Here is a 22,877-nt window from a genome sequence, read left to right as displayed (position 1 = left end):
TCGCCAGACATTATCTCCGGTACCAAGTGGCCGCCCATCTGCACCGTAAAGTTCAGACGGCGTGATTTCAAGCGTTATCGGACGTCTGGTCGCGTTCTCAGGCCATGACTTCTTCGGCGAGCGTTTCCCGCACAATCTCGTCGATGGTCGTGATACCGTCGTAGAGCAACATGAGGCCCGCCTCACGCAGGGAGCGCATGCCGCGCTTCCGGGCTTCCTGCCGGAGAAGCTGCGTCGAAGCGTGCTTCATCACCAGTTCGCGCATGTCGTCGTCCATCACCATGATCTCGAAGATGCCGCGTCGGCCACGGTAGCCGGTCTGGTTGCAGTACTCACAGCCACGCCCATAGAAGAACGTCCGACCCGCGATTTCCTCCGGTCGCAAACCGAGTTGCATGAGTTGCTGCTCGGTCGGTTCGTACTCTTCTTTGCAGTTCTCGCAGATCTTGCGGACCAGCCGCTGCGCTACGATGGCTTCCAGGGTCGCGGTGAGCAGGAAGGGTTCGAGGCCGAGGTCGAGCAGACGGGCGATCGAACTGGGGGCGTCGTTGGTATGGAGCGTGGTGAAGACCAGGTGGCCGGTGAGAGAGGCCTGCACGGAGATCTGCGCCGTTTCGATGTCGCGAATTTCACCGACCAGGATGATATCGGGATCCTGCCGCAGGAAGGAGCGCAGGCAACGCGCGAAAGTCAGCCCGATCTCGGAGCGAATCTGGCACTGGATCATGCCATCGATGTCGTATTCGACCGGGTCCTCGCTCGTCAGGATCTTCACGTCGACGGTGTTGAGCTCACGCAGTGCGGAGTAGAGCGTAGTGGTTTTACCGGAGCCGGTCGGGCCCGTCACGACGATGATGCCGTGGGGTTTGCCGATGAGCTGCCGGAAGATGTTCATTTCCTCGTCGCGCAGACCGATCTGGGCGAGGTCGAGGTTGACCTGGCTGCGGTCGAGCACGCGCAGCACGACGCTCTCGCCGAACATCGTGGGCAGGATACTGACGCGCAGATCGACCGGGCGGCCTTCGACGAGCAGTTCGATGCGGCCGTCCTGCGGCATGCGGCGCTCGGCGATGTCCAGGTTCGACATGACCTTGACGCGGGATGAAATGGCCATGGCGACGTGCTTGGGTGGCGGCATCATCTCGAACAGGACGCCGTCGATGCGGTAGCGCATCTTGTACTCGTCCTCGAATGGTTCGAAGTGCACGTCGGAGGCCTTGTCACGAATGGCCTGGAGCAGCACGAGGTTGACCAGCTTCTTGACACCGGCACTCTCAGCGGCGTCTTTGAGTGTTTCGAGATCGATGCTCTCACCGCGATTGGCAAGCTGCTGCACGCTGTCGTCGGCCCCGAGCTCATTGATGACGTCGGTGAGACTGAGTGCGGCCTCTTCCGGGTAGTACCGGTTGAGGGCTTCGGTCATGTCTTCTTGCGTAGTGATGCGCGCGACGACGTTGAAACCCATCAGGGTTTTGAGGTCGTCCGTGGCGTGAAAATTGTCCGGGCTGGCGAGCGCCACGCCCAGCGTGTGCGTATCACGGTCGTATTCCGTGGGGACGACGCGGTAGGCATGGGCCATTTGCGCCGGCACCATGTTGATCACGCTTTGTTCAATATCGATGTCGGCGAGGCGAATCGACTCCATCCCTACCTGGGCCGCGAGCGCCCGGTGGACGTCCTCCCTGGCAACCACGCCCATTTCGACCAGCAACTGGCCCAAAGGACCCCGCCGCTTTTTCTGCAGTTCCAGCGCCTCGGAGACCTGGGCGCGTGTCACCTTACCCATCTTGATCAGAATGCGACCGATCGGACGGCCGCGAAGTGACGAGATGGGTGGCATTCCGGGTTCAGGCATACAGCATGTCTCCCGCTGGTCTGAGAGGCATTATACGAGCCCATCCAGTCGGCACAAATCCATGGCGACCGGCGGTCGCCGAAAGTCGCAGCCCGACTGCAAGGTCACATCAGGTAGGTGACGACGAGGTTGTAGGTGGTACGGCCGACCGCAAGGCGCGGTAGTAGGCCTCCAACAGCTCCTCGTACTCAGGGGGGAGGTTGGCCTCAGCCGGTCGGGTGCGCTCGACGGGTATGTCGCCTTCGGCCGGGGCGACAGCGCGAGAGAGGTCGGCATGTACGCCGCGGCCGGCTTGGCGTGCTTCGGTGCCGAGCTCGGTAGTGTGTCGTAGATGGCGCGCCACATTGGCCTCGCGCGCTTGAATCGCGAGCACGTGCAGGCGTTCGAGGCGTCGCAGGAAGGCCGCGGCGCGCTCGGCCGACCAACCGGCCGCGATGAGCTGGTCCGTCGTCGGTGGATCACCGCGGTCCATGCGGTCGAGCAGCTCAAGCACTGCGGCCCGCCCCGTATCGGGGGTGTCGCTGGCGGTGGGCTCGCGTTCCGCGGGTGGGGCGAGGTTGTCCGGCGGAGGCGTGGGGGGCGTGGTATCAGGCGGCGCGGGTGTGTTGGTTCCGTCGGGCCGTGGTTCCGTGGCGCCACCGCCGCCCGCCGAGGTTGGGGTGCCGTCCTCTGACGCAGTTCCGGGTGCCGGGTGGCTGCCTTCGCCTGGCGGAGTTTCCGGTGGCGAAACCGGACCAGGGTTTGTGGTGGCATCATCGGGTACTGGGTTGGGCTGTGGGGACGGTGCGGGGCTCGCGGGTTCCGGGACATCGGGGGACGGCACCTGGCCTGGAGTCGCTGCCGCAGACGATTCCTTGCTGGGGTCCGAGGGGGTCTCGTTTGTGGTTGGCGCTGGTGCGCTTACGGGCGTGGCATCTCGTTCGGCCGGCTCGGCCGGGCCGTTCGGCTGGGGCAGTTCCGTGGGACCCGGGGTCGCCGGGCGTTGATCGTCCGGCTGATGGGCACGGCTGGCATCCTCGGCTTCGTTACCATGCTCCTGGACGAACTCGTCGAGCGCGGCATCGAAATCGGGCTCTGCCCCAGCAGCGCCCGCGCCGTCGCCCTGCTCATTGCCGCTTTCGGGTGCCGGGTTGGGCGGCTCTGTAGCGTCACCCTTGTCCTCTGGCGGCGAGTCCTCGCCCGTCGGTTCATCGGGTTCACCACCCGAGGATGCCTGCTTGGAATCGTCTGTGCGCTCCGGCTGAGCACCCGTGCCGACGGGATCTTGTCCCGTTCCAGCGTCCGAGCCGTCGCCATCCTCCACAGACTCGGGCCCGTCGGGACCGGCGTCGTCGGAGTCCACAGCGGGCTCCGCTGCTGCGCCGCCAGGGTCGCCGGGCTGCGTGGCCGCGGGTTCGATCGCGCCGGACCGCACGAGTTCATACACGTCTGTCGCGGTGGTCTGCGGGGCCGGACGCCCGTCGGGCAAGTGCCGATTGTCTACCGCTTCGAACCACGCCCGCGCCACCCCATCCTCGGGCAGCGGCAAATCGGCCACGCGCACCACCCCGCGCACGCGGGAGGCAAGTTCCGATGTGACGGCGATGCGGGTCCGTTGACCATCGCGCTCCAGCACGAGATGGACCGCCGCGCCGACATCATCGCTCGCGGTGACCGTGATCTCGGGGAATGTACTGACGTCGATGACCCCCGCAGGGATCTGCTCCGCAGTGGGCGCGACGACCGCGATGGCCGGCGGCAGATCGGCCACAACGTGGATGCGTTGCTCAGCAGTGTAGCCCACATAGTCCCAGGTGTCGCGAAACTCGATGGTGTAGTCGGAGCTGGCGCGCAGGAACAGGGTGGCCTCAGCCAACGCGGAATCTTCCACCTCAACCCGCATGCGCGTCCGCGTCTCACCGTCGGCGCCACGCATGCGGACGATGGCACTCGCCAGGGGGGTGTTCGCGGTCAGGCGCAGGCGGACGGTAGATCCGGCCAATGCCGTGAAACTCCGCGTATCGGGTTGGGCCGCCGGCCAACCGGTGTATGCAGGTGGCGTGACCGTCATTTCCAGTGCCACCAGATCGGGCTGCGGATGAACACGCACCGTGCCCGCCAGTGCTGCATCGCCCGCCCGACACCGGAAATGGACATCGCCCTGCACCTCCACCGGGGCGAGGACGAAAGACCAGGTGCCATCGTCCGCGGGCTCCGTGGCGCGGCGCGTTCGCAGGACAGAGCCCTCCGGATCGAGCAGATCGAGCTCAACCGCGGTGACGGGTTGGCCCCGCACCGCGAACGCCAGCTCAAGCGGTTCGCCGACGTGCGGACCATCGGCCGGCGTCGGGCGCAGCCACTCGATGCGGGTGGCCGTCGGTGCGGCGACCTCGGCGCCGAAGAAGCGCGCCAACGACGGAGCGGCCGGTTTGGGGGCGAGCAGGAGGTACAGAGTCCACGCCGCAGCTACGAGCGTGGCAAGGACCGCGGAGCGGCCGGTGAAGCCCCAGGTGGAGCGTCCCGGGAGGTCATGGTTCACGAGGTCCCGCGCAGCTTGCAGAAGGGCGGGCTCGATGGCATAGGTCACACGCTCGTCCGCGCGCAACAGCACCGCGTTGACCAGCGAGTTATGCCGGATGTCGGCGGACCGCTCCAGACTCTGGGCCAGGAAGACGGGATTCCAGCGCCACCGGCAGGTCCGCAAGAGCGCGGTACCAACCGCGAGGATGATGGCGCCGGCCCAGAGCAGCAGACTGCCACGTAAGATGGCGTGCGGCCAGCCGCCCGGCAGCAGGTGGTCCCCCGCAACCATGACGAGTGGCCACGCGGCCGCGAGGATCGCCCCCTGCATGCAGAATGCCAGAAACCACTGCCGTCGGAGCGTCTGGCCATGTGCGGCCACAACGGCTCGGAGAGCGGCATCGTGCTGCGCGGAGACAGCGGCTGGCCCGTGCGGGGTGGCAGTGAGCATGTCAGAGGATTGTAACCTGCGGGCAAGGCCGATCGACGGTCTTTCTCGGAGACGGCGTGCTGACTCGATAGAATAGGGCCCGGATTCGACGAGCCCGCGCCGCAATGCGGTGATTCGGTGAATGAGGCGATGGGTGAACGAAAGAAGGCGGGCTACCCGGCTTGAACGTCCACCATCCTGCGGCGCTGGTGGGTAAACACCTGTGCCGGCACGGCAGTTGCTCCTGCCGTGCCGGCACTGAAGCTGTACCTGACCAGCGTAACTAACGCCCGCAAAGGCGCACGGTCACCCGCTGCGCGACGAGTATGTCGTCGACGAATTGTCCACAGGCGGCGACGGTCTGCCCAACCACGAGGTCGCCAAACGCAATGGAGCGGCCATTGCGCTGCAGCCAGGTTTCCGCGGTCACCTGGACAGTGGTGGCTTCGATCGTGAATTGCAGCGTGGCGGCGTCAATCGCCGTGATCACACCCTCGATGCGCGTCCCGTTGCCGGGACCGTTGCAGCGCCCATAGCCACGGCCGCGCCCGAGTTCAGCAGCCAGCCCAAGCTGGGTGCTGAGCACAAGGGCAACTACAAGTAGGCAGCGTGGATTCAACATGTTGTCGACTCCTTCCCTTGTCTGCGTGGAATCGCGCGCGGCATACGCCTATCCACCGTTGCCGCAGCTACCGTCCTGATACTGGTTCTGCGTGCCGCCCCCCTGACCGTTCGAGCCGTTCGGCGTGGACGACCCCGGACCCGGTCCATTGCCTGGAGCGCCCCCGTAGCCGTACTGGTTCCCGTCACCGGTGCCAGTGCCATCCTGGAGCCGGAGCTGTTGCCTGATCTGGAGCAAGTCCCCCACGCCCGCCGGGTTCGGGTTTTTGGCCGTGAGCAAAGTCTTCGCGGCGGACGAGAGGTTCTCCATGTCGCAGCCCGCGGTGAGCAGGAGCACGGCAGTGGACAAAAGTGCAGGCAGAATACAACGCTTCATGAGAGTCTCCTTGTGACTGGGCCCGCGCTGCACGGCTGCCGGTCGCTACGAGCTGTCCGGATGCTTGCGGTGTCGAGTTGCGGGCCGGACAATAAAAACCACTGCCCGTTCAACGCCGCAGCTCAGAGAATTCCTGCGGTTCAAGATTTGAGGCATAACGAAAATTCTGGAAGCGGGTATTGATGATACCGGGCGGCTCCGAGTCCGAGCACTGTGACGATGCTGCGGATGAAGCATTGATCGCTGCGGTGGCGCTTGGGGACCATGCGGCGCGCGAGGCGTTGGTTGCGCGGCACCGGCCGCGCGTGGTTCTGCTTGCATACCGCTTCACGGGCCGCTGGGATCTTGCCGAAGACCTCGCCCAGGAAGCGTTTCTGCGGATATTCCGGGCCGCGGCAAGCTACACTCCGCAAGCCCGCTTCAGTTCCTGGCTGTACCGTCTGGTCGCCAACCTGTGTTGGGATCAGCGTCGGCGAATGGCGCGTGAAGTACGGCGTCTCGCCCGTGCAGCCCAGCAACGTTCCGGGACAGTCGCTTTATCTGACCTCGATGCTTTTGAGCGCGCCGAACGTGTCCGCTTGGCCGTGGCAGCGCTGCCCGCTCGTCAACGCCTGGCAGTTGTCCTGCATCGCTTCGATGGCCTGTCTCACCGCGAGATAGCGGAGGCATGCGGTTGGACCGAAAGCGCCGTCGAGTCATGTCTCGTACGGGCCTACGAACGTCTCCGGAAGCTGCTCTCTGACCTGGAATGACGAGCGCCAACCCGGGCGGCCGGAAACGGCCACCCGCGACCGCAGGTAGATGACGTCGAACGGCGTATTACTACTTGGAGTAGTGCCGATGGAGCATCTTAGTGAGTCCGACATCATTCGATTCGTCGCCGGTGAGCTCGACCCGGTGCGCAGTGCTGCGGTACGGGCGCATCTTTCGGCGTGCGCTGCGTGCGGTAACCGCTGCCGGGCGCAGAATGAGCTCTGGGCGACGCTTGGTGCCTGGCAGCCACCTGTGCCCGTGGCAACCAGTACCTGTCCGGTGGAGCGTGCGCTGCGGATAAGGCCGTCGTTGATAAGCATGCATCCCACGGCCGCATGGCGTGCCGCTGCCGCCTTACTGATCGGAATCGGTCTCGGCCATGGCACCGCCTGGTGGTTGGCACCTTCCCGGCACTCTGTGATTGAGCAAGAGCCGGCACAGGATGCAAAAGCGATGGCGGAGGAAGCTGCGCTGGCCATTGGCGTTGAAGTTTATGAGCGTCCTACGGCGGCCGGGCTGTACACCACGCTACTCAATTTGCATGCTGCCGGGGATGAGTCGGTCGTTGCCGAGGAACACTCATGAACCGGTCGAGCATCCTGTATTCAACGCTACTACTCCTCTTCGGGGGCGCGGGTAGTTTCTGGGCGACTTCTGCCTGGCAGGAACGTCAAGACCACCAGGAGGTCTCATCCTCTGAGGAACTGCCCGATTCGCCCCTGACCGCCTGGCTGCAACTGAGCCCGGAACAACTGGCCGCCATGGCAGGGCCGTATGCGGAATTCGTGGCGGAGCGCAAAATCCTCGAGGAAGAGCTCTCACGCGAACGAAAGAAGCTGGCGGAGCTGTTCGAGACTGATACGGCGTCCGATGCAGAAATCCTCGCCCAGGTGGACGCTGTAAGCTTGGCACATGTCAAGCTCGAGCGGCGCGTCGCAGAGCATCTTTTGACGCTGCGTCCGCACCTGACGTTGGACCAGCGTGCTCGCCTGTTGGGGCGCTTCGCGGAGGGTGTACGTTTATCCGAGGGTCAGCGCTGGCGACACGGGCGTAATGAGGAATCGACCAGTGAGCGGGGTGGTGGACCTCCGCCCGGCCGCGGTGGCCGTGGACGCTACCGCGGGGCTGAGTAGTGCATGCTGTTGTGGGTTCAGAGTGAGTCGCAGAGCGCGAGTGTGCCGTAGTGCGTCGATCGCGTGTTCAATCGTCACTGGTGACATGGTCGTACTTGGTGAGGTCGATTACGACCGATCCTCCGCGGTAGTGAAGCGCACGGTTTCAAGGTGCTGCTTCTTGGGTCACCGGCACCCGATCAGGATCGTGCCGCACCACCTGTCCGACCACCCGTGCCGGCTGCTGCTTCGTATCCAGGTCGAATGCCAGGATCACGCCCTGCCGATACGGCCAAAGGGGCTTGTGCACCTTGATCCCTGACTCAAGCGTCGGCCATGAATCCCAACACACGAAAACCAACGTCGGGTTGGGCCAACTACCCTGTTCGACGGTAACCACTTCGAACCGTGCCACAATCCACGAATACTGCCAGTCGCCGCGCGTTCTCTTCCAGAACTCATCACACCCTCGAAGTGACGCTACGACGCGCGTATCTCCGGCTGCGACGCGGTCAAAATACCAAGGCCAATGATCCGGCAGCGCAGCATTTACGGTCGGCCAGGGTCGGGGTGGGTATGGCGGCCCGCTCGAACGGCATCCCGCCATCACCAGCAGGGTGCCTGTAACTACTGTGGTCATCAGCACCGTCTGCAACTTGTAACCGCATGGAAATACGACGTGCATTGCGAATCTCGCTCGACATCCAGTCCCTCCGGCATGCTCTTGGATGCCCTGGTCCCCGGCCGGGTTCCTGCGTAAGGCCAGATATTGAGTTTACATCGAGCGAACGGTCATGCTGTCGGTCGAGTAGATGCAGACGTTGGGCTCAGGATCTCCGGTGCTCGACATCCCACGTCACCACTCATCTCCATCCGTCGACACAGCCCATGCGCTCCTTGGGGGATCGCGGGACACCCGCCCCATCTCCGTGTTCCGCTTTCATAACAATCTCGTCCATGCGATTGTCCACGACCGCATTTTCCTTACATACACGAGGCCGAGGCAGGATTCCTCTGGCGCCTGCGTGTCGGTCTGGGCGAAGCCCCGGGGGGTGTTGATGAATACAGGGTTGATTCTTCGGAGTGCAGTGGTTATCCTGAAAGCGCTTTCAACGCGCCTGCGGAAAGTGGAGATAAGTAGGTTACTCGTGGGTGATCTGCTGGAATGAACCGGTTTATGCTCTGCACGACAGGCCCGCCACTTTCGCGCATGCTTGAAGAACCGTCTTGGAAGGATCGCTCGAATGACCTCCGCCAACGTCGTTCCCGCCGGTGTACGTGCTGAACGCACCGGTTTTGCTCCGAATCCCTACGGCTATTTCACGCCGGATGGGCGTGAGTTTCGCATCACCGACTGGCGCACACCACGCCCGTGGGCCAATATCATTGCTAATCCGCGTTTCGGACTGGCTGTGAGCCAGACGGGCAGTGGTTTCACCTGGGTCGACAATTCGCAACTCGCGGTGCTCACACGCTGGCAACAGGATCTCACGGCAGACTGTTCGGGGAAGTTTCTCTACGTCCGGGATACGGAGAGCGGCGCTGTATGGTCCCTGTCGCCGGCGCCGACCTGGCCGCGCTATGACACCTTCGAATGCCGTCATGGCTTGGGTTACACGCAGTTCGTGACCGAGTTGGGGGGCATTCGAGCGACCTGGACGCTGTTCGCACACGCGACAGACACGGTCGAACTGTGGCGCGTGGAGCTTGAGAATCGCACCGAACGGCCGCGGCGGCTTGAACTGACCGCCTACCTGGAGTGGAATTGCGGTGTGCTCCCGTCGCCGCGGCGGGAGTTTCACAAGCTCTTTCTGGAGAACGCCTTCGACGCCGAACGGCGCGCGATCTTCGCCTGGAACCATATGTGGGAAGTGCCTTCGGCGCGCTTCGGGCACTGGAACACATCCTTCCCTTACGTGACCGCTCTGGGTAGCACGGAACCGGCCCTGTGGGCGCAGGGGGAGAAAGGAGCGTTCACGGGGCGCTACGGCGACCTGCGAAATCCGGAGGCTTTGTCCGCCGACCAGTGGCAGCCGGAATTCGGTCGACACGGCGATGCGATTGCTGCGCTGCGGAGTGCGGTCGAGTTGCGCCGCGGGGAGCGCCGCACGGTCGGGTTTGCGCTGGCGGTGGGCTCTTCCCAGGAGACGGCCGCGGATTTACTGGATCGGTCGCTGGATGCTGCCCGCATGGATGCGGAGTTGAGTCGTGTGCAGAACCAGTGGCGGGAACTGCTTGCGACCCAGCGGATCGAGACGCCTGACGTGTCCGTCGATGCGCTCACCAACGACTGGACCCGCTACCAGACAATTTCCGGACGACTGTGGGGGCGCTGCGGGTATTACCAGCAGAGCGGCGCATTCGGCTTCCGCGATCAGTTGCAGGATTCGCAGGTCTGGCTGACGATCGACCCGCAGCGCTGCCGCGAGCAGGTGCGTCTGCACGCCGCGCACCAGTTCACGGATGGCTCCGTCTACCACTGGTGGCATCCGCTCACGGAGCAGGGCCACGTCACGAAGATGACGGACGACCTGTTGTGGCTGGCATTCGTGACGGCCAATTACATCCGCGAAACAGGCGATCTGACGATTCTCGCGGATGAAGCGCCCTATCTGGATGACGCACGTCCGACCCCACTGGTGGACCACGTGGAACGAGCATTCGCACGGGTCGCGCAGCGCACCAGCTCACGCGGCCTGCCTTTCATCGGTGCCGGTGACTGGAACGACGGCCTCAGCGCCGTTGGTCTTCAGGAGCGCGGCGAGTCCATCTGGCTTGGGCAGTTCCTGGCAGGGCTGCTCGCGGATTGGGCAGAGATCTACCGCCGCATCGGCGAGCCCGGCACCTTTACCGGAGGGGCGGCGCAGGCCCAACAGCTCTCCCCGAGCGTACCGCGGGAGCGCGCCCTGCAACGAGCGGCGGAACTGCACCATCAGCGGGCGGCACTCCTGGCGGCGCTGAACCACCATGGCTGGGATGGGGAGTGGTACTATCGCGCTACGTTGGATGATGGCAGCAAACTTGGCAGTGCCGAGAACCGCGTGGGACGGATTTTCCTCAATACCCAGACCTGGGCGATTCTCAACGATATCGCGTCGCCGGACCGCGCGCGGCAGTGCTGGGACGCCGTCTGTAAGCACCTCGTTACCGACGCCGGCGCCCTGTTGCTTGCGCCAGCGTTCGACCAGCCGGTCAGTGCGATCGGCTACATCACGCGCTACGCTCCCGGGCTGCGCGAGAATGGTGGCGTTTACACGCATGCCGCCACGTGGGCGATCGCCGCGGCCGCCAAAATGCGGGATCATGAGCAGGTGGGGCGGCTGCTCCAGGCGATCAATCCGATGCGCAAGGACCCGGAGCGCTACTGGGCCGAACCGTACGTGCTGCCGGGCAATGTCGATGGTCCGCAGTCGCCGCATCATGGCCGGGCGGGCTGGACGTGGTATACGGGGTCGGCACAGTGGTTGCACCGCATCGTCACGCAGTGGGTGCTGGGGGTGCGGCCGGAGTGGGACGGGCTGCGTTTCGATCCGGTGCTGCCGGCCGACTGGGCCGAGGCGTCGATGACGCGTTTCTGGCGTGGCAGCACCCTGCACATCCGAATTGAGCGGGCGGCGGGGCTGGCGGCCGGGCAGGTGGAGGTGACGGTTGACGGGACGCGGTTGGCGGGTGCGGTGCTGTCGCCGCCGCCGGCCGGTGGGACGCATGTCGTGCAGGTGCGTATTGGCTAGCAGAGCGGTCAGGACACGGAAAACTAGATTTACTTGCACTGGTCGGCTGCGCGGGCTATACTTCCGGTCAGGGCCGCCGGGGTGCGGCACCACGGAGGATCTCCGATGCCGTCCGGTGGATTTCAATTGCCTGAGCTGATGTCGCCACGGGAGGCCGCGGCATGGTTTCGTCGCTCACCGTCGTGGCTGCGGCGGCAGCGCGACCTGGTGCGGTTCCCGAACGAGTCGGCCCAGCCGCTCTACCACGTCGCGTTGTGCCGGGCATACGTCCTGGGGGTGGTCAGTGGGATCTGCGGGGCAGAGCTGCGACGCCTGCAACTGGCGGCGCTGTCGGTCGCCTGCGGTGTCGCGGTTGGGGAGACGGGCGCGTTGGCGGAGGGGCCGGCTTGCGATTCTCGGGCGCGCGACTAAAAATCTCAGCATGGCGAGCTATCCCTGTGCAACTTGCGGCCACCCGGTGGAGTACGAGGGGGCGCTGCCTGCGCGATTCCCATTCTGCTGCGAGCGCTGCCGAATGGTCGATCTGGGCAAGTGGTTGCGCGAGGAATACGCGATCGATCGGGATCTGACGCCAGAGGACCTGGCGGAGTTCGGGGAACGGCTGCCGCCCGAGTTGCGGAAGTAACCAGGCGGCAAAGCGGGACGGCCCGAGGTTCAGCGGCGGCGGCGGCGTTTTTTGTCAGGCCGCTGGGGGTTGTAGCGCGTCGATCCCTTCTTCACCTTCGGCATGGTGCCGCCGGTCAAGGCGCCCATCTGACCGAGTTGCTGCATCATCTTCAGCTTGCCGCCCATGCCTTGACCGGCCATCAGCTTCATCATGCCGCGCATTTCGCGGAACTGCTTGCAGAGCCCGCTGACTTCCTGCTGCTCCACGCCGGCCCCGCGGGCGATGCGGCGGCGCCGCGAGGCCTCAATCAGGTCCGGATCCTTACGCTCGCGCGGGGTCATCGAGTGGATGATGCCCTTGACCCGGTTGAGCTCTTCCTCGGGCATGTCCAGTCCTTCCAGGGCCTGTCCCATGCCGGGGATCATCTTCATGATTGACTTCATCGACCCCATGTTGCGGATCTTGTCGAGTTGGACGAGGAAGTCGTCGAGCCCGAACTGGCCCTTGGCCATCTTCTCCTGCTGGGCCAGGGCCTCTTTCTCGTCGAACTGCTGCTGGGCCTTTTCGACGAGTGAAACGATATCGCCCATGCCGAGGATGCGCCCGGCGATGCGCTCGGGGTGGAACTCCTCGAGCGCGTCCAGCTTCTCGCCGACGCCGATGAACTTGATCGGCTTGCCGGTGACGGCCTTCACGCTGAGCGCGGCGCCACCCCGGGTATCGGAGTCGAACTTCGTCAGGATGGCGCCGTCCAGTTCGAGCCGCTGATCAAAGGACTTTGCGGTATGGACGGCGTCCTGCCCGGTCATGGCGTCGAGCACGAGATAGATCTGGTGCGGGCTGGTGGCTTTCGCAACCTGCGAAATTTCCTCCATCAGCTCGTCGTCGATCGCCAGGCGACCGGCGGTATCAAGGATGACCACATCACGGTCGAGCTTGCGCGACTGGCTGACCGCGTTACGGCAGACCTTCACGGGGTTCTGGTGGTCTCGCTCGGTGTACACCGGGACGCCCACCTGCTGCCCGAGCACTTCGAGCTGGTCGATGGCCGCAGGACGCTTGAGGTCGGCCGCAACCAGCAGCGGCTTCTTGCCGCGCAGCATGCAATAGCGGGCCAGTTTGGCGCAGGTGGTGGTTTTGCCCGAGCCCTGCAGACCCGCCATGAGGATGATCGTCGGCGGTGTGGAAACGAACGGGATGCGCGTTTCGATCGGGCCCATGAGCCGTACCAGCTCATCATGCACGACCTTGACCATCACCTGCTCGGGCCGCAGGGTGCTGATCACTTCCTGGCCGAGCGCTTTCTGAACGCATTCGTCGCAGAACTTCCGCGCAACTTCGACGTTCACGTCCGCTTCGAGCAGTGCCGTGCGCAGCATGGCCATCGCTTCGCGCACATTGGCTTCGCTGATCCGGCCGCGCCCGCGCAGACTCTGGAAGACGCCCGCCAATCGATTGCTGAGAGCTTCAAACATGCCGGTAGTGTAGGCCGCGGCGCGGGGGTGCTCAATGCGGTCGGGTGCGTGAGACGGCGGTCAGACCGGCGGGCGCTCTGGGAGGGGCCCGGTCAACGGGAAGGGGGTGGCGGTACCCATCTCGACCACCAGCAGGGTCATGTCGTCGTGGGGGTGCAGCGAGCCCTCCCGGCAGGCGAGAAACTCGCGCGCGCTGCCCACCAGCTCGGCGGCCGGGAGTTTCGCCCAGGACAGCAGGTACGGGCTGAAGCGCGGCATGTCACCGTCGGTTCCGGGAGTGAGCAGGCAATCTTCGATGCCATCGGTATACAGAACGAGTTTCTGCCCCGGGGAGAGCGTGAAGCTCGTTTCCTCGAACTCGACCGGGATATCGGCAATCCCGAGCAGACTGCCGCTGGAGCGCAGCTCACGTACCGCACCGTCGGTGTCGACCAGCAGCGGGTATGGGTGTCCACCCCGCGCGAGGCGGCATTGGCCCGTCCGAGTGTCAATCGTCAGGTAGACGGCCGTCACGAACTGCGCGTTTGGCAGCTTCTGGCGCAGCAGGCAACGGTGCAGATGGTCCAGTGCGGCTGACGGCGGCACAACCACGTAGTGGTTGCCCGTGATGCGCTTGGTCACAAGGGCGTAGCGCAGGAACATCGTCAGGAGGCCGGCGGCGACACCGTGTCCCATGGCATCCGCGAGGAAGACCCCGACGGTGTGCTCGTCGATGCGGAAGACATCGTAGAGATCACCGCTGACCCAGGTGGCGGGCTGGAAGACGAACTCGAAGTGCAGCGGACCGACTTCGGGCAACTCGCGCGGCATGAAGTCGCGTTGCAGCCGACCCGCCATGCGCATTTCCTGGTCAATCTCGCTGAAATAACGGTTGAGCTGCTCACCGAGCCGTTGCAAGTGCGTCAGTTCACGCTCGAGGGCATGCACGAGTGGACTGTACTGCACGAGTGTCCCGACCTTGCCGGCAATTTCGTCAACCGAGGCATCGGCGGCGACCCATTCGATCAGGGGGCCACCTTCGCGCCGCAGCGCTGGATCTCCGCCGCAGACGACGGTCGCCACGTGCGTACGCACCAGTTCGCGCAGCACGGGTGTGAGCGGGGTTGCTTCCGCGCTGTGCTCGCGGCCCAGTAGGAGGACGGCCACGTCGCTGCCGGCACGGGCAGTCGCGATTTGACCCGCGTCCCGGGCAGGTACCGCCAACGGCGCAAGGCCGCATTGCGCGAGCCGGGCGGCGAGTGCGTTACTTTCGGCACCACCACCGTCGAATAGGTATACGCGCGGCGCTTGTGACATGGGCAGCGGAGAGTTCGGCTCGCACGTAGATCGGCAGCGTGATCTCCAGATCGCGCCTTCACCGGCGGGAGCGCGAACCGGCTCCCATATGTGCCTTCGACGTGATCGGGGGGCAGCTTGATTGCAACCCCCGGGTGGAACAGGGCGTCTCATAAAGTGGGCGACAGTCGGCACGCCGGTGATGCGAATGAGTGTGCCGTACCTGGTGAGCTGGCCGCGCAGGGGCCAGGCCCCCTACGGCGCAGGGTGGATGACGAGATGGCGGGACTCGCGAGCTGGGCAGTGGGCTCCTACACTCACCGCGGGGTGTGCCCCCCAGCAGGAGGATCGCATGCAGATCAAGTTCGTGAAATCGCTCTGGGGCTATGAGCCCGCCGCCGCCACGCTCGAGCAGAAACTCGCCCGGATCCGGACCGCGGGCTACGACGGGGTCGAATGCCCCTGCCCGGAGGTTTCCGCTGCCGAGTGGCAGGAGCTTTGTGCGCGGTACGGGTTGACGTATGTCGGCATGTTCTTTGTGGACGACATCGCCGGCTACCGGAGAGAGCTGGAGCGGTTGGTGCCCTACCGACCGGTGTGTGCGACCCTGCATGCCCTGCGTGACCGCACGCCGTTTGACGAAGGTTGCCGCTTTCTCCGCGAAGCGGTCCGGATCGAGGCGGATCTGGGCGTGGCGGTGGCTCACGAAACGCATCGCGGCCGCATGTTGTGCAACCCCTGGCAGACGTCCGCATACCTCGAGGCCGTGCCGGAAGTGCAGATCTGCGCCGACTTCAGCCATTTCTGCAATGTCTGCGAATCACTGCTCGACAATATGCAGGACTTTCTCGAAGTGATGATCCCCCGCGCAATCCACATCCACGGGCGCATCGGCTGGGAGGAAGCCGCGCAGGTGAACGATCCGCGCGCGCCGGAGCATGCACACCGTGTCGCGCGCCACGAGGAATGGTGGGACGCGATCCGGGCTGCGGGCGCGGCCGTGGGACGCACCCAGCTTACCTTTGACCCGGAATTCGGTCCGCCCGATTACCTGCCGACGCTCCCGTGGACCCGGCAGCCGGTAACGGACCTGTGGGAGATCAGCTTGTGGATGGCCCAGCGGATGCGGGCGCGCTGGAGCAGTGCGACGTAGGCGTTGGAACACAGGTGGCTAGCTTCGAGTCGCATTCCTGAATGTGCTGCACGACCCAGTTGCGGAGAAAAGCGAGTGTTTCGGACTCGATGCTGCCTGCGTTGCGTTGCATGCGCAGCTCGAGGTCCAGGATCTTGTGTTCAAGATTGCGGTGCTCAATGGCATGAGCTTCGTAACCCGGGTACTGGGCCGAGCGCATGAAGTGTTCTTCGTTGCGGAAGTGCTGGACGGCGTGGCGCACCAGTTCACGCAGGATGCGCTCTTGAACATGCAGCGAGCAACCCTGCGTGATCGCGTCGTGCAGTTTGCTCAACTGCGCAAAGAGCGCCTGGTGCTCACGGTCAAACCGCAAGATGCCGATCGAAAGCGTTTCATCCCATGCGAACAACGGCCTGAATCCTCCACGGACTTCAATCCCGTTGCAGCCCTGGACCCCCGGGCTGCACCTGAAGCCCAGATCGGCAGAGTGGCCGCGCTTCCTGAGAGCCACCGGGCGTAATTGCTCCCGGAACTGATAACAAATGAATTCCAAGGGTACGGCGTTAGACTCCCTGGTGCGCGCGGTGGCAGTGGATGGCAGGTTTCGCTGGGGGTGTTTCGCAGGTTTCACAACGACCGAAGCGCGCCTTGGCCTAACACATCTGGAGTCCGTGTTCGGCGGCGCGCCGCGGTTGGAGTCGCCCCTGCACCAGCCACCCGTGGCCGAGCCGGCGCCATGTTGGTGGGCTCGCGAAGCGCTGCGCATCGGCCACGGTCGCGACACCCTGGCCGCCCACCGCACCCGGGGCCCCGGCTCCGCCCAGCAGCAACGGGGCGAAGTATGCGTGCAGCTCGTCGGCCCAGCCACCATCGAGGAAGGTGCCATGGACGGCACTCCCGCCTTCCACCAGTACGTTGGTCATACCTGCTTGGCCACAGGCGTCCAGCACCGCGCGCACCCCCACTCGGCCACGGTGCAGAGCCACCCGCGTGACCCGACAGCCGAACTTTTCAAGCTGCTGTTGGCGCGCCGGGCTGGCATTGCGGCCGCAGAAGACCCAGGTCGGGGTTGCTGCTGCGGTCCGTACCAACTGGCTGCGCAGCGGCGTCCGCAGATGCGTGTCGAGCACGATGCGGGTAGTGCTGCGCCGCGGACGTACGAAGCGGCAGGTCAGCAGGGGATCATCGCTGAGCACCGTGCCGACACCGACGATGATGCCGTCCATGTTCGCACGCACGCGATGCGCGTGTTGGCGACAGTGTTCATCGCTGATCCAGCGGCTATCGCCCCGGTGCGTGGCGATGCGGCCGTCGAGTGACTGGGCCCACTTGAGGATGATCCATGGCCGGCCGGTGCTGACACGCTTGAGGTACGGGGCATTGAGCGCCGCGGCCTCCGCCGCACACAGGCCCACCTCCACCGTGACTCCCGCCGCGCGCAGCGCCGCGCATCCACCCCCCGCCACACTGGAGAAGGGGTCCGTGATGGCCGCGACGACACGCTGGATCCCCGCCGCGATGAGGGCGTCGGTACAGGGCGGGGTTTTGCCGTGGTGACAGCAGGGTTCGAGTGTCACGTACGCGGTGGCGCCGTGGGGATTCACCGCGCAATGGCGCAGGGCCTCCACCTCGGCATGGGGCCCCCCGAAACGCCGGTGGTAGCCCGAGCCGATCCGCTTCCCGCCGCGCACCAGCACGCAGCCCACCATGGGGTTGGGTTCCACGAAGCCCCGACCGCGCCCGGCGAGCGCAAGCGCGTGCCGCATCCATGCTTCGTCGGAGGGAGTAGAACGCGGCTTCGGCATCAGGAGGCCTCACCGCCCCGTCCCTTGCGATCGCGCTGTTCGCGCTCCTGCGGCAGCAGGAAGTCGTTCTCCGTCAGGCGCACCGTGGTGTCGAGTTCGGCGTACGTATAGGACGCATCGAGCTGGCCATTGGCCAGGCGCAGGACGGTGCCGAGTGGCAGATCCGTGGCGACGTCGATGTAGAGTTCCTGGGTCGGTACGGGGAACTTGTTCGGGTTGTATTCCAATCGCAGGCGATGAGCGCGCCGCCCGGTGCCGGCGTGGGTCACGACACCCTCGTACACAAGCAATCCGTCGTCGCGCGCGGCGGTGAAAGTGGCGAGCGTACGTTCCATGAGCAGCTCGAGGCCGAAGTCCGTGACAGGGCGGCGGGCCTCGCCGAACATCGCGGGCACGTTGACCGCCACCCGGTTGACCTGCGGCGGGGGCAGCAACGGTGGCGACCAGCGGCGCGTCACGAAGCGCACCTGGTCATCGAACTGCCCGCGTACAAAGACACTCTCGCCGTACTTCACGTCTTCGTCGAGCCACTTCATGCGAACGCTGAAGGGTGCGCGGCGGAACCAAACCTGGATGCGCTCCGGGGGCGTCAGCGTGCGCAGCAGGCCGCGTCGCTCCTGCCGCGTGAAGACCAGCGTGTACTCCGCCAGCCCAGTGCAATTCAGGTACACGGTGCGCAGGTAGGTGCGGGGGTCGCGCCGCACCACCTCCGCCCGCTCTTCGGCTTCGGCCGCAGTGAGCTCCGTCGTGATCGGACGCACCGGCTCGGGTGCGGTCCCACGTTGTGCACACCCCGCCAGGCAACTCAACGCCGCCCCAACCACTGCGATGACAAGCCGCATGTCTGCGTCCCGTACCTTTCCACTGAGGAGGAACATGAAACCCGCGAACCAGGTGCAAGAGTACCGCTTTCTGGCGTTCACCGCGCGGGTGCGGCGGCCCGCTCCGGTGGCAGCGGCCGGAGTCCGGCCGGCGCGCGTCGCGGAGATGGCGGTGCGGGTTCGGCGACCAACTCGCGCGCCAGTCGTAGTGGGCCGTCCTGGTCGGGTCGCCAACAGAACCACACCCCGCGTATGCGTCCGTTGCGGTCCACTACGCGAACGAGCGGCGCGAGTCGATGGAGATCCGCGTCGGTGAGGCCGTCGGCCCAGAGCAGTGGCCGGGCCCAGATCTGCTCCAGGTCCGGCGCGCACTGCGCCGCCGTGGGCTGCATCTGCTGGGGATCGCGGTGGATCGCGTAGCCCAGCACCTGCACGTCACGCTCGCGCAGCGCTCCCAGTGCTGCGAGAGCCCGTCGAGACGCCCGCCCCTCATCCCAGCAGATCTCCAGGACCACCCCGCGCCGGAGCTCTTCGCTCGTACGTGCCTTGCCCGCCAGGTCCGGGAGGGTCCATGGTCGCACTGGAGTGCCCGTCCAACGCTGGACCAGCCCGGCGTCTCGCACGATTGTGTTCTGCTCGCGGTACAGAGCGGACCGGCGCGCCGAGGCCAGCTCCGCCAACGGGGAGCCGTCGGCCGCGTCTGTGTCGGAACCGAACGCGGCCCAGATTCGGTCGAGCTGTGCGAACGTGGTGGCACGCTGCTCGGGTTGCGTGAGGAGTTCACGCAACAACCGATCTTCGCTTCGCCAAGTTTGAAGCAATCGGTCTGCTTCGCGCTGGCGGCGTTCAGCCCACGCGGGTGTCTGTCGTCGTGTGCCGATCAGGCGCCAGGTGTGACGTGTCGTTGTGCCGGTGCCCTCCGTGAGCCAACTGGTGCCTGAGATGGCCTTCTGCCCGTCCCACGCAAACTGTCCTCCGCCGACGGTGCCACCGGGGCCGCAGGTGGATTCGGTCATGCTGAAGTTGATCTGCGTTGCTTCCGGGGCTGTCACTTCACGCGCGCGCTCATAGCGATACTCGTAGCCGCGCACGTCCATGGCGGCGCCCCACGCGGTCGTCAAGCCGCCTGCGATTGGAAGGGGGGGCAACACCTCCAACAAGTGGGCGTCGGGCTCGAGGCGCGCCGCGAGCTCCGGCGTCACGGTGTAGCGGCCGGCGGCATCCATCTCGAGCAGTATAGCCCCATGCAGCGCGGGGAGGTTTCCGGCGGCCACCCGGTGCCAGTCAACGAGCATACGCAGGCGGTCCCCGCGGCTGCCCAGGCACCACACGCGCACACGCGTGTTCTGGAAACCCGCGCCCGACGCGACTGATTCAGCAGGGACCCCGGGTGGGTCAGAAACGGCCCGGTGCTCATATACGAACAGATCGCCAGATTGCAGGGCGTAGCGCAAGTCGCTCGCAGTCGCGGCAGCGCCGGTGATTGCGAGAAGCACAATCGAAAGCAGCCGGCGTGATTCGAGAAGCCCGCTGGGGGAGGTCACGGGAGCGTACGTGGGGCAATACGCTCTTCCTGAGTCCAAAGGTGGAAGCATGGTGGTGGTAGCGTAGCGTCGGGACGGAGTGGTCGCACGGGCAGCGGCGGGCGCGGGCCGGTTTCTGACGATTGGGGTGGTGGTGGTCGTGCCGGTGCCGGCATTCCCAAGAGGCCGCCAGGGGATGACGTTGCAGGGCGTGGGTGTACCGGTAGTTTTCGGACCATGCGCGCGGCGTTTCGTAATGGCAGCATTTGTATTGAGTTAACTAGCGGATGTGGCTATGATGCAGGGTAGTCGAGGCCGTCCCACGAGAAAAAACACGTCAACAAGGGCCTGTGGCGGCTCACGTGGATCGATGGCCGACAATCTCAGGGCTACATTCACAGGAGGAGTGACATGAGAGGACTTACTCGGAACGTGGGCATGACCGTCGTGCTCGCTGGTGTGCTCGTGCTGAGCGCCAACGCCAGCATCTACAGCACGAGCTTCGAAAATCCGCCGTTTGCGCTGGGCAGTATCGCCACCCAGGACGGCTGGGTAAACGGTTCGAGCTCAGGAAACTCGCAGGCGATCCAGAACAGTTTTGCCCGGACCGGCGCGCAGAGTCTGAAGTGGGACAACAGCGGCGCGCTCAACAGCTTCTACAGCGTGCGCCGATCGTTCGACGGACAGAATGGTGCGATCTCCCCGGCCACGCCGCTGGAGATTTCAGCGTGGGTGTATGTCGATCAGAGCTCCGGGTTGGACCGCCTGTACGGCGTGTACGCGGTAAACTCAGGCGCGGGAACGCTGGGCAGTACGAATCTCGGACTCACCATCAGTGGCAATGGCACCATTCGGGCCGGCACCTCGTGGTCCTCCACGTACTCGGGTGTGGGCGTGTTCACCGATCCGCGACTGGTTGGCAACTGGGTCAAGGTTGTCCTGACCTATGATGGAGTGGGTGGCGGCGCGGCGGTCTACGATGCCAGTCTCACCGAGATCTGGTCGGCCCCGTACGCCGCGGTGAACCTCGTCAACTCGAATGGCGCCGGGCTCAACTCGTGGAATATCAACCTCGGTGCGGATTATAACGGTACGGTGGCACGCGCCGGCATCGGCTATCACGATGACCTCCAGGTCCGCGTGGTGCCGGAACCGTCCAGTATCCTCGCTTTCGGCGTGGGTCTGGTACTGCTGACATTGCGACGCCGCTAGTCCGGATCTTGTCGAAGAGTGCATCGACTCGCCCTCTTTCGTCGCTACGTGCGGCCAGAGAGGGCGTTTTATTGCGCGCGGGCTTGACCTGGGACGTTTGTGTTAGGCCTAACCTGCGACGGCCTGGCAGGGTAGGTGGAACATGATCGACGAGTACCGACGACCAAACCCCTTGCATGGCGGGCAACACGGCGCTAGCATCCGCGGCTCGTAGCGGAAACAAGCCCGTGTTCGCCTGTTTGTCCGCAGCCAGTGCTGCGGAGGACGAACCGGACGACCGGGAGGGGTTGCCGCCTTGACATCCGGGAATGGCGGTTGAGTCCTGAACTCCCCCCCGGAACCGAAGAGGTACCTGCCACTTGCGGCGGGTAGCGTTCCGACGGTCCAGTACACACGAGGTACCATGACGCTGACAAACGGCGCTACGGAGGGCAACGGCGGAACCGCTGCGCTCGCCGGCCGGCCACGTTTTGCCGGCCGCGATCCTTTTCGGGTGGCACTGCGTGGGCGAGTCGACGGGTACTTTGCGAGCCAGGGCTGTCGGCCCCGGGATGCGGGGCGGATGTATGCGAAGTCGGTCATCGTATTTGTGGTGGTGATTGCGGCCTACAGTGCGCTGGTATTCGGGGGACCGGTGTGGTGGGTCGCGTTACCGATCGCGGTATTGCTCGGGCTGGCGGTGGCGGCGGTGGGTTTCAACGTACAGCATGACGGCAGCCACAAGGCGTACTCGGAGCACGCCTGGGTGAACCGGCTCGCGGCGCACACTCTCGACCTGCTGGGTGGCAGCTCGTACATGTGGGCCCGGAAGCACAACGCGATCCATCACAGCTTCACGAACATCACGGGGCACGACGACGACATTAACGTGGGGTTTCTCGGGCGCCTGTCACCCCACCAGCCGCGGCTCTGGTATCACCGGTTCCAGCACCTCTACCTGTGGGTGCTGTACGGATTTCTCGCGGTCAAGTGGCACTGGTACGATGATTTCAGAGATGCACTTCGTGGGCGCATCGGTGTTCACCAGATCCCGCGCCCCCAGGGGCAGGCGCTGCTGATGCTGCTCACCGGCAAGCTCGTGTTCTTCACGTTGGCACTGGGGGTGCCGATGCTGTTTCATCCTTGGTGGCTGGTGCTGGCGTTCTATGGCCTCGTGTCGTTCGTGCAGGGGGTGGTGTTGAGCGTCGTGTTCCAGTTGGCCCACTGCGTCGAAGAGGCCGAGTTTCCACTGCCGGCCACCGCCGACGGCCAGATGGTTTCAAGTTGGGCTGCGCACCAGGTGGAGACCACGGTTGACTTCGCACGGCAGAACCGGCTGCTCTCGTGGTACGTGGGTGGACTCAACTTCCAGATCGAGCACCACCTGTTCCCGCAAATCTGCCACGTGCATTACCCGGCCCTCGCTCCGCTGGTGGAGGAAACCTGCCGGGAGTTCGGTGTGCGTTACCGCGCGCACGCGACACTGCGTGCAGGCATCGCTTCGCACTATCGCTGGTTGCGGCGGATGGGGCGCCCGGCGACGGACTTGGCGCCTGCGCCGGTGACGCCTGTCTTGACACCACCGATCGTCGCGCCGCCCCCCAGCGCCATCGCCTGATCCGCAACAGTTAGGCGAATATCCGCATGCGCGGGATCATGCCGCGCTGAATG

20 protein-coding genes are annotated in these 22,877 nt (G+C 65.0%); 9 read left to right on the top strand and 11 right to left on the bottom strand.

The window, feature by feature from the left end; all coding sequences use genetic code 11:
- Nucleotides 1-97: 97 nt before the first annotated feature.
- The 4 genes from tadA to IPM18_02565 form a co-directional block, all read right to left on the bottom strand.
- Nucleotides 98-1,840 carry a Flp pilus assembly complex ATPase component TadA gene (gene tadA / locus IPM18_02580; protein ID MBK9118475.1) on the bottom strand — a complete coding sequence of 581 codons (1,743 nt, stop codon included), beginning with the start codon at nt 1,838-1,840 and terminating at the stop codon, nt 98-100.
- 124 nt (nt 1,841-1,964) lie between these two features.
- Complete coding sequence (locus IPM18_02575; protein ID MBK9118474.1) at nt 1,965-4,805, bottom strand: hypothetical protein; 2,841 nt, start codon at nt 4,803-4,805, stop codon at nt 1,965-1,967.
- 262 nt (nt 4,806-5,067) lie between these two features.
- On the bottom strand, nt 5,068-5,406 hold the full coding sequence (locus IPM18_02570) for a hypothetical protein (protein ID MBK9118473.1): 339 nt from the start codon (nt 5,404-5,406) through the stop codon (nt 5,068-5,070).
- A 48-nt stretch (nt 5,407-5,454) separates the two neighbouring features.
- Nucleotides 5,455-5,781, bottom strand: a complete 327-nt coding sequence (locus IPM18_02565; GenBank protein MBK9118472.1) for a hypothetical protein — start codon at nt 5,779-5,781, stop codon at nt 5,455-5,457.
- Nucleotides 5,782-5,963: 182 nt separating this feature from the next.
- On the opposite strand from IPM18_02565, the gene IPM18_02560 reads away from it, so the two are divergent.
- The 3 genes from IPM18_02560 (at nt 5,964) to IPM18_02550 (ending at nt 7,667) form a co-directional block, all read left to right on the top strand.
- Nucleotides 5,964-6,533, top strand: a complete 570-nt coding sequence (locus IPM18_02560) for a sigma-70 family RNA polymerase sigma factor (protein MBK9118471.1) — start codon at nt 5,964-5,966, stop codon at nt 6,531-6,533.
- A gap of 88 nt (nt 6,534-6,621) precedes the next feature.
- Nucleotides 6,622-7,119, top strand: a complete 498-nt coding sequence (locus IPM18_02555) for a zf-HC2 domain-containing protein (GenBank protein ID MBK9118470.1) — start codon at nt 6,622-6,624, stop codon at nt 7,117-7,119.
- The gene (locus tag IPM18_02550; protein ID MBK9118469.1) at nt 7,116-7,667 is read left to right on the top strand and encodes a periplasmic heavy metal sensor; all 552 of its coding nucleotides are present in this window, start codon (nt 7,116-7,118) and stop codon (nt 7,665-7,667) included. Before IPM18_02555 ends, IPM18_02550 begins: the two co-directional genes overlap by 4 nt.
- 145 nt (nt 7,668-7,812) lie before the next feature.
- Here IPM18_02550 and IPM18_02545 read toward each other — a convergent pair whose 3' ends face one another.
- Entirely contained in the window at nt 7,813-8,286 is a 474-nt protein-coding gene (locus IPM18_02545) for a hypothetical protein (GenBank protein ID MBK9118468.1), read from the bottom strand.
- A gap of 604 nt (nt 8,287-8,890) precedes the next feature.
- Here IPM18_02545 and IPM18_02540 point away from each other — a divergent pair.
- The 3 genes from IPM18_02540 to yacG all read left to right on the top strand — a co-directional run bounded on the left by IPM18_02540 (nt 8,891) and on the right by yacG (nt 12,002).
- Entirely contained in the window at nt 8,891-11,377 is a 2,487-nt protein-coding gene (locus tag IPM18_02540; protein ID MBK9118467.1) for a glycosyl transferase family 36, read from the top strand.
- A gap of 105 nt (nt 11,378-11,482) precedes the next feature.
- Entirely contained in the window at nt 11,483-11,788 is a 306-nt protein-coding gene (locus tag IPM18_02535) for a hypothetical protein (GenBank protein MBK9118466.1), read from the top strand.
- 10 nt (nt 11,789-11,798) lie between these two features.
- The gene (gene yacG, locus IPM18_02530; protein ID MBK9118465.1) at nt 11,799-12,002 is read left to right on the top strand and encodes a DNA gyrase inhibitor YacG; all 204 of its coding nucleotides are present in this window, start codon (nt 11,799-11,801) and stop codon (nt 12,000-12,002) included.
- Nucleotides 12,003-12,031: 29 nt separating this feature from the next.
- Here yacG and ffh read toward each other — a convergent pair whose 3' ends face one another.
- Nucleotides 12,032-13,459, bottom strand: a complete 1,428-nt coding sequence (ffh, locus tag IPM18_02525) for a signal recognition particle protein (protein ID MBK9118464.1) — start codon at nt 13,457-13,459, stop codon at nt 12,032-12,034.
- Between the two features lie 60 nt (nt 13,460-13,519).
- Nucleotides 13,520-14,755 carry a PP2C family protein-serine/threonine phosphatase gene (locus IPM18_02520; GenBank protein ID MBK9118463.1) on the bottom strand — a complete coding sequence of 412 codons (1,236 nt, stop codon included), beginning with the start codon at nt 14,753-14,755 and terminating at the stop codon, nt 13,520-13,522.
- Nucleotides 14,756-15,086: 331 nt separating this feature from the next.
- On the opposite strand from IPM18_02520, the gene IPM18_02515 reads away from it, so the two are divergent.
- Complete coding sequence (locus IPM18_02515; GenBank protein ID MBK9118462.1) at nt 15,087-15,887, top strand: sugar phosphate isomerase/epimerase; 801 nt, start codon at nt 15,087-15,089, stop codon at nt 15,885-15,887.
- On the opposite strand, the gene IPM18_02510 is transcribed toward IPM18_02515, so the two are convergent.
- The 4 genes from IPM18_02510 to IPM18_02495 all read right to left on the bottom strand — a co-directional run bounded on the left by IPM18_02510 (nt 15,835) and on the right by IPM18_02495 (nt 20,036).
- Nucleotides 15,835-16,275: a hemerythrin family protein gene (locus IPM18_02510; GenBank protein ID MBK9118461.1), complete on the bottom strand. Its 441-nt coding sequence runs from the start codon at nt 16,273-16,275 to the stop codon at nt 15,835-15,837. The two genes, IPM18_02515 and IPM18_02510, sit on opposite strands and share 53 nt — an antisense overlap.
- A gap of 244 nt (nt 16,276-16,519) precedes the next feature.
- The gene (ribD, locus tag IPM18_02505) at nt 16,520-17,671 is read right to left on the bottom strand and encodes a bifunctional diaminohydroxyphosphoribosylaminopyrimidine deaminase/5-amino-6-(5-phosphoribosylamino)uracil reductase RibD (GenBank protein ID MBK9118460.1); all 1,152 of its coding nucleotides are present in this window, start codon (nt 17,669-17,671) and stop codon (nt 16,520-16,522) included.
- Complete coding sequence (locus IPM18_02500) at nt 17,671-18,513, bottom strand: DUF1571 domain-containing protein (GenBank protein MBK9118459.1); 843 nt, start codon at nt 18,511-18,513, stop codon at nt 17,671-17,673. The genes ribD and IPM18_02500 overlap by 1 nt, the downstream gene beginning before the upstream one ends.
- Nucleotides 18,514-18,590: 77 nt before the next feature.
- Nucleotides 18,591-20,036 (bottom strand): hypothetical protein, encoded by a 1,446-nt coding sequence (locus IPM18_02495; protein ID MBK9118458.1) that lies wholly within the window; start codon nt 20,034-20,036, stop codon nt 18,591-18,593.
- A gap of 390 nt (nt 20,037-20,426) precedes the next feature.
- On the opposite strand from IPM18_02495, the gene IPM18_02490 reads away from it, so the two are divergent.
- Both IPM18_02490 and IPM18_02485 read left to right on the top strand, forming a co-directional pair.
- A complete protein-coding gene (locus tag IPM18_02490; protein ID MBK9118457.1) occupies nt 20,427-21,227 on the top strand; it encodes a PEP-CTERM sorting domain-containing protein in 801 nt (266 codons plus the stop codon).
- A gap of 562 nt (nt 21,228-21,789) precedes the next feature.
- Complete coding sequence (locus tag IPM18_02485; GenBank protein ID MBK9118456.1) at nt 21,790-22,824, top strand: acyl-CoA desaturase; 1,035 nt, start codon at nt 21,790-21,792, stop codon at nt 22,822-22,824.
- The last annotated feature ends 53 nt before the right edge of the window (nt 22,825-22,877 follow it).

It is taken from the genome of Phycisphaerales bacterium (assembly GCA_016716475.1).
Lineage (GTDB): Bacteria > Planctomycetota > Phycisphaerae > UBA1845 > Fen-1342 > JADJWG01.
This window is presented reverse-complemented; position numbering and strand designations above follow the sequence as displayed.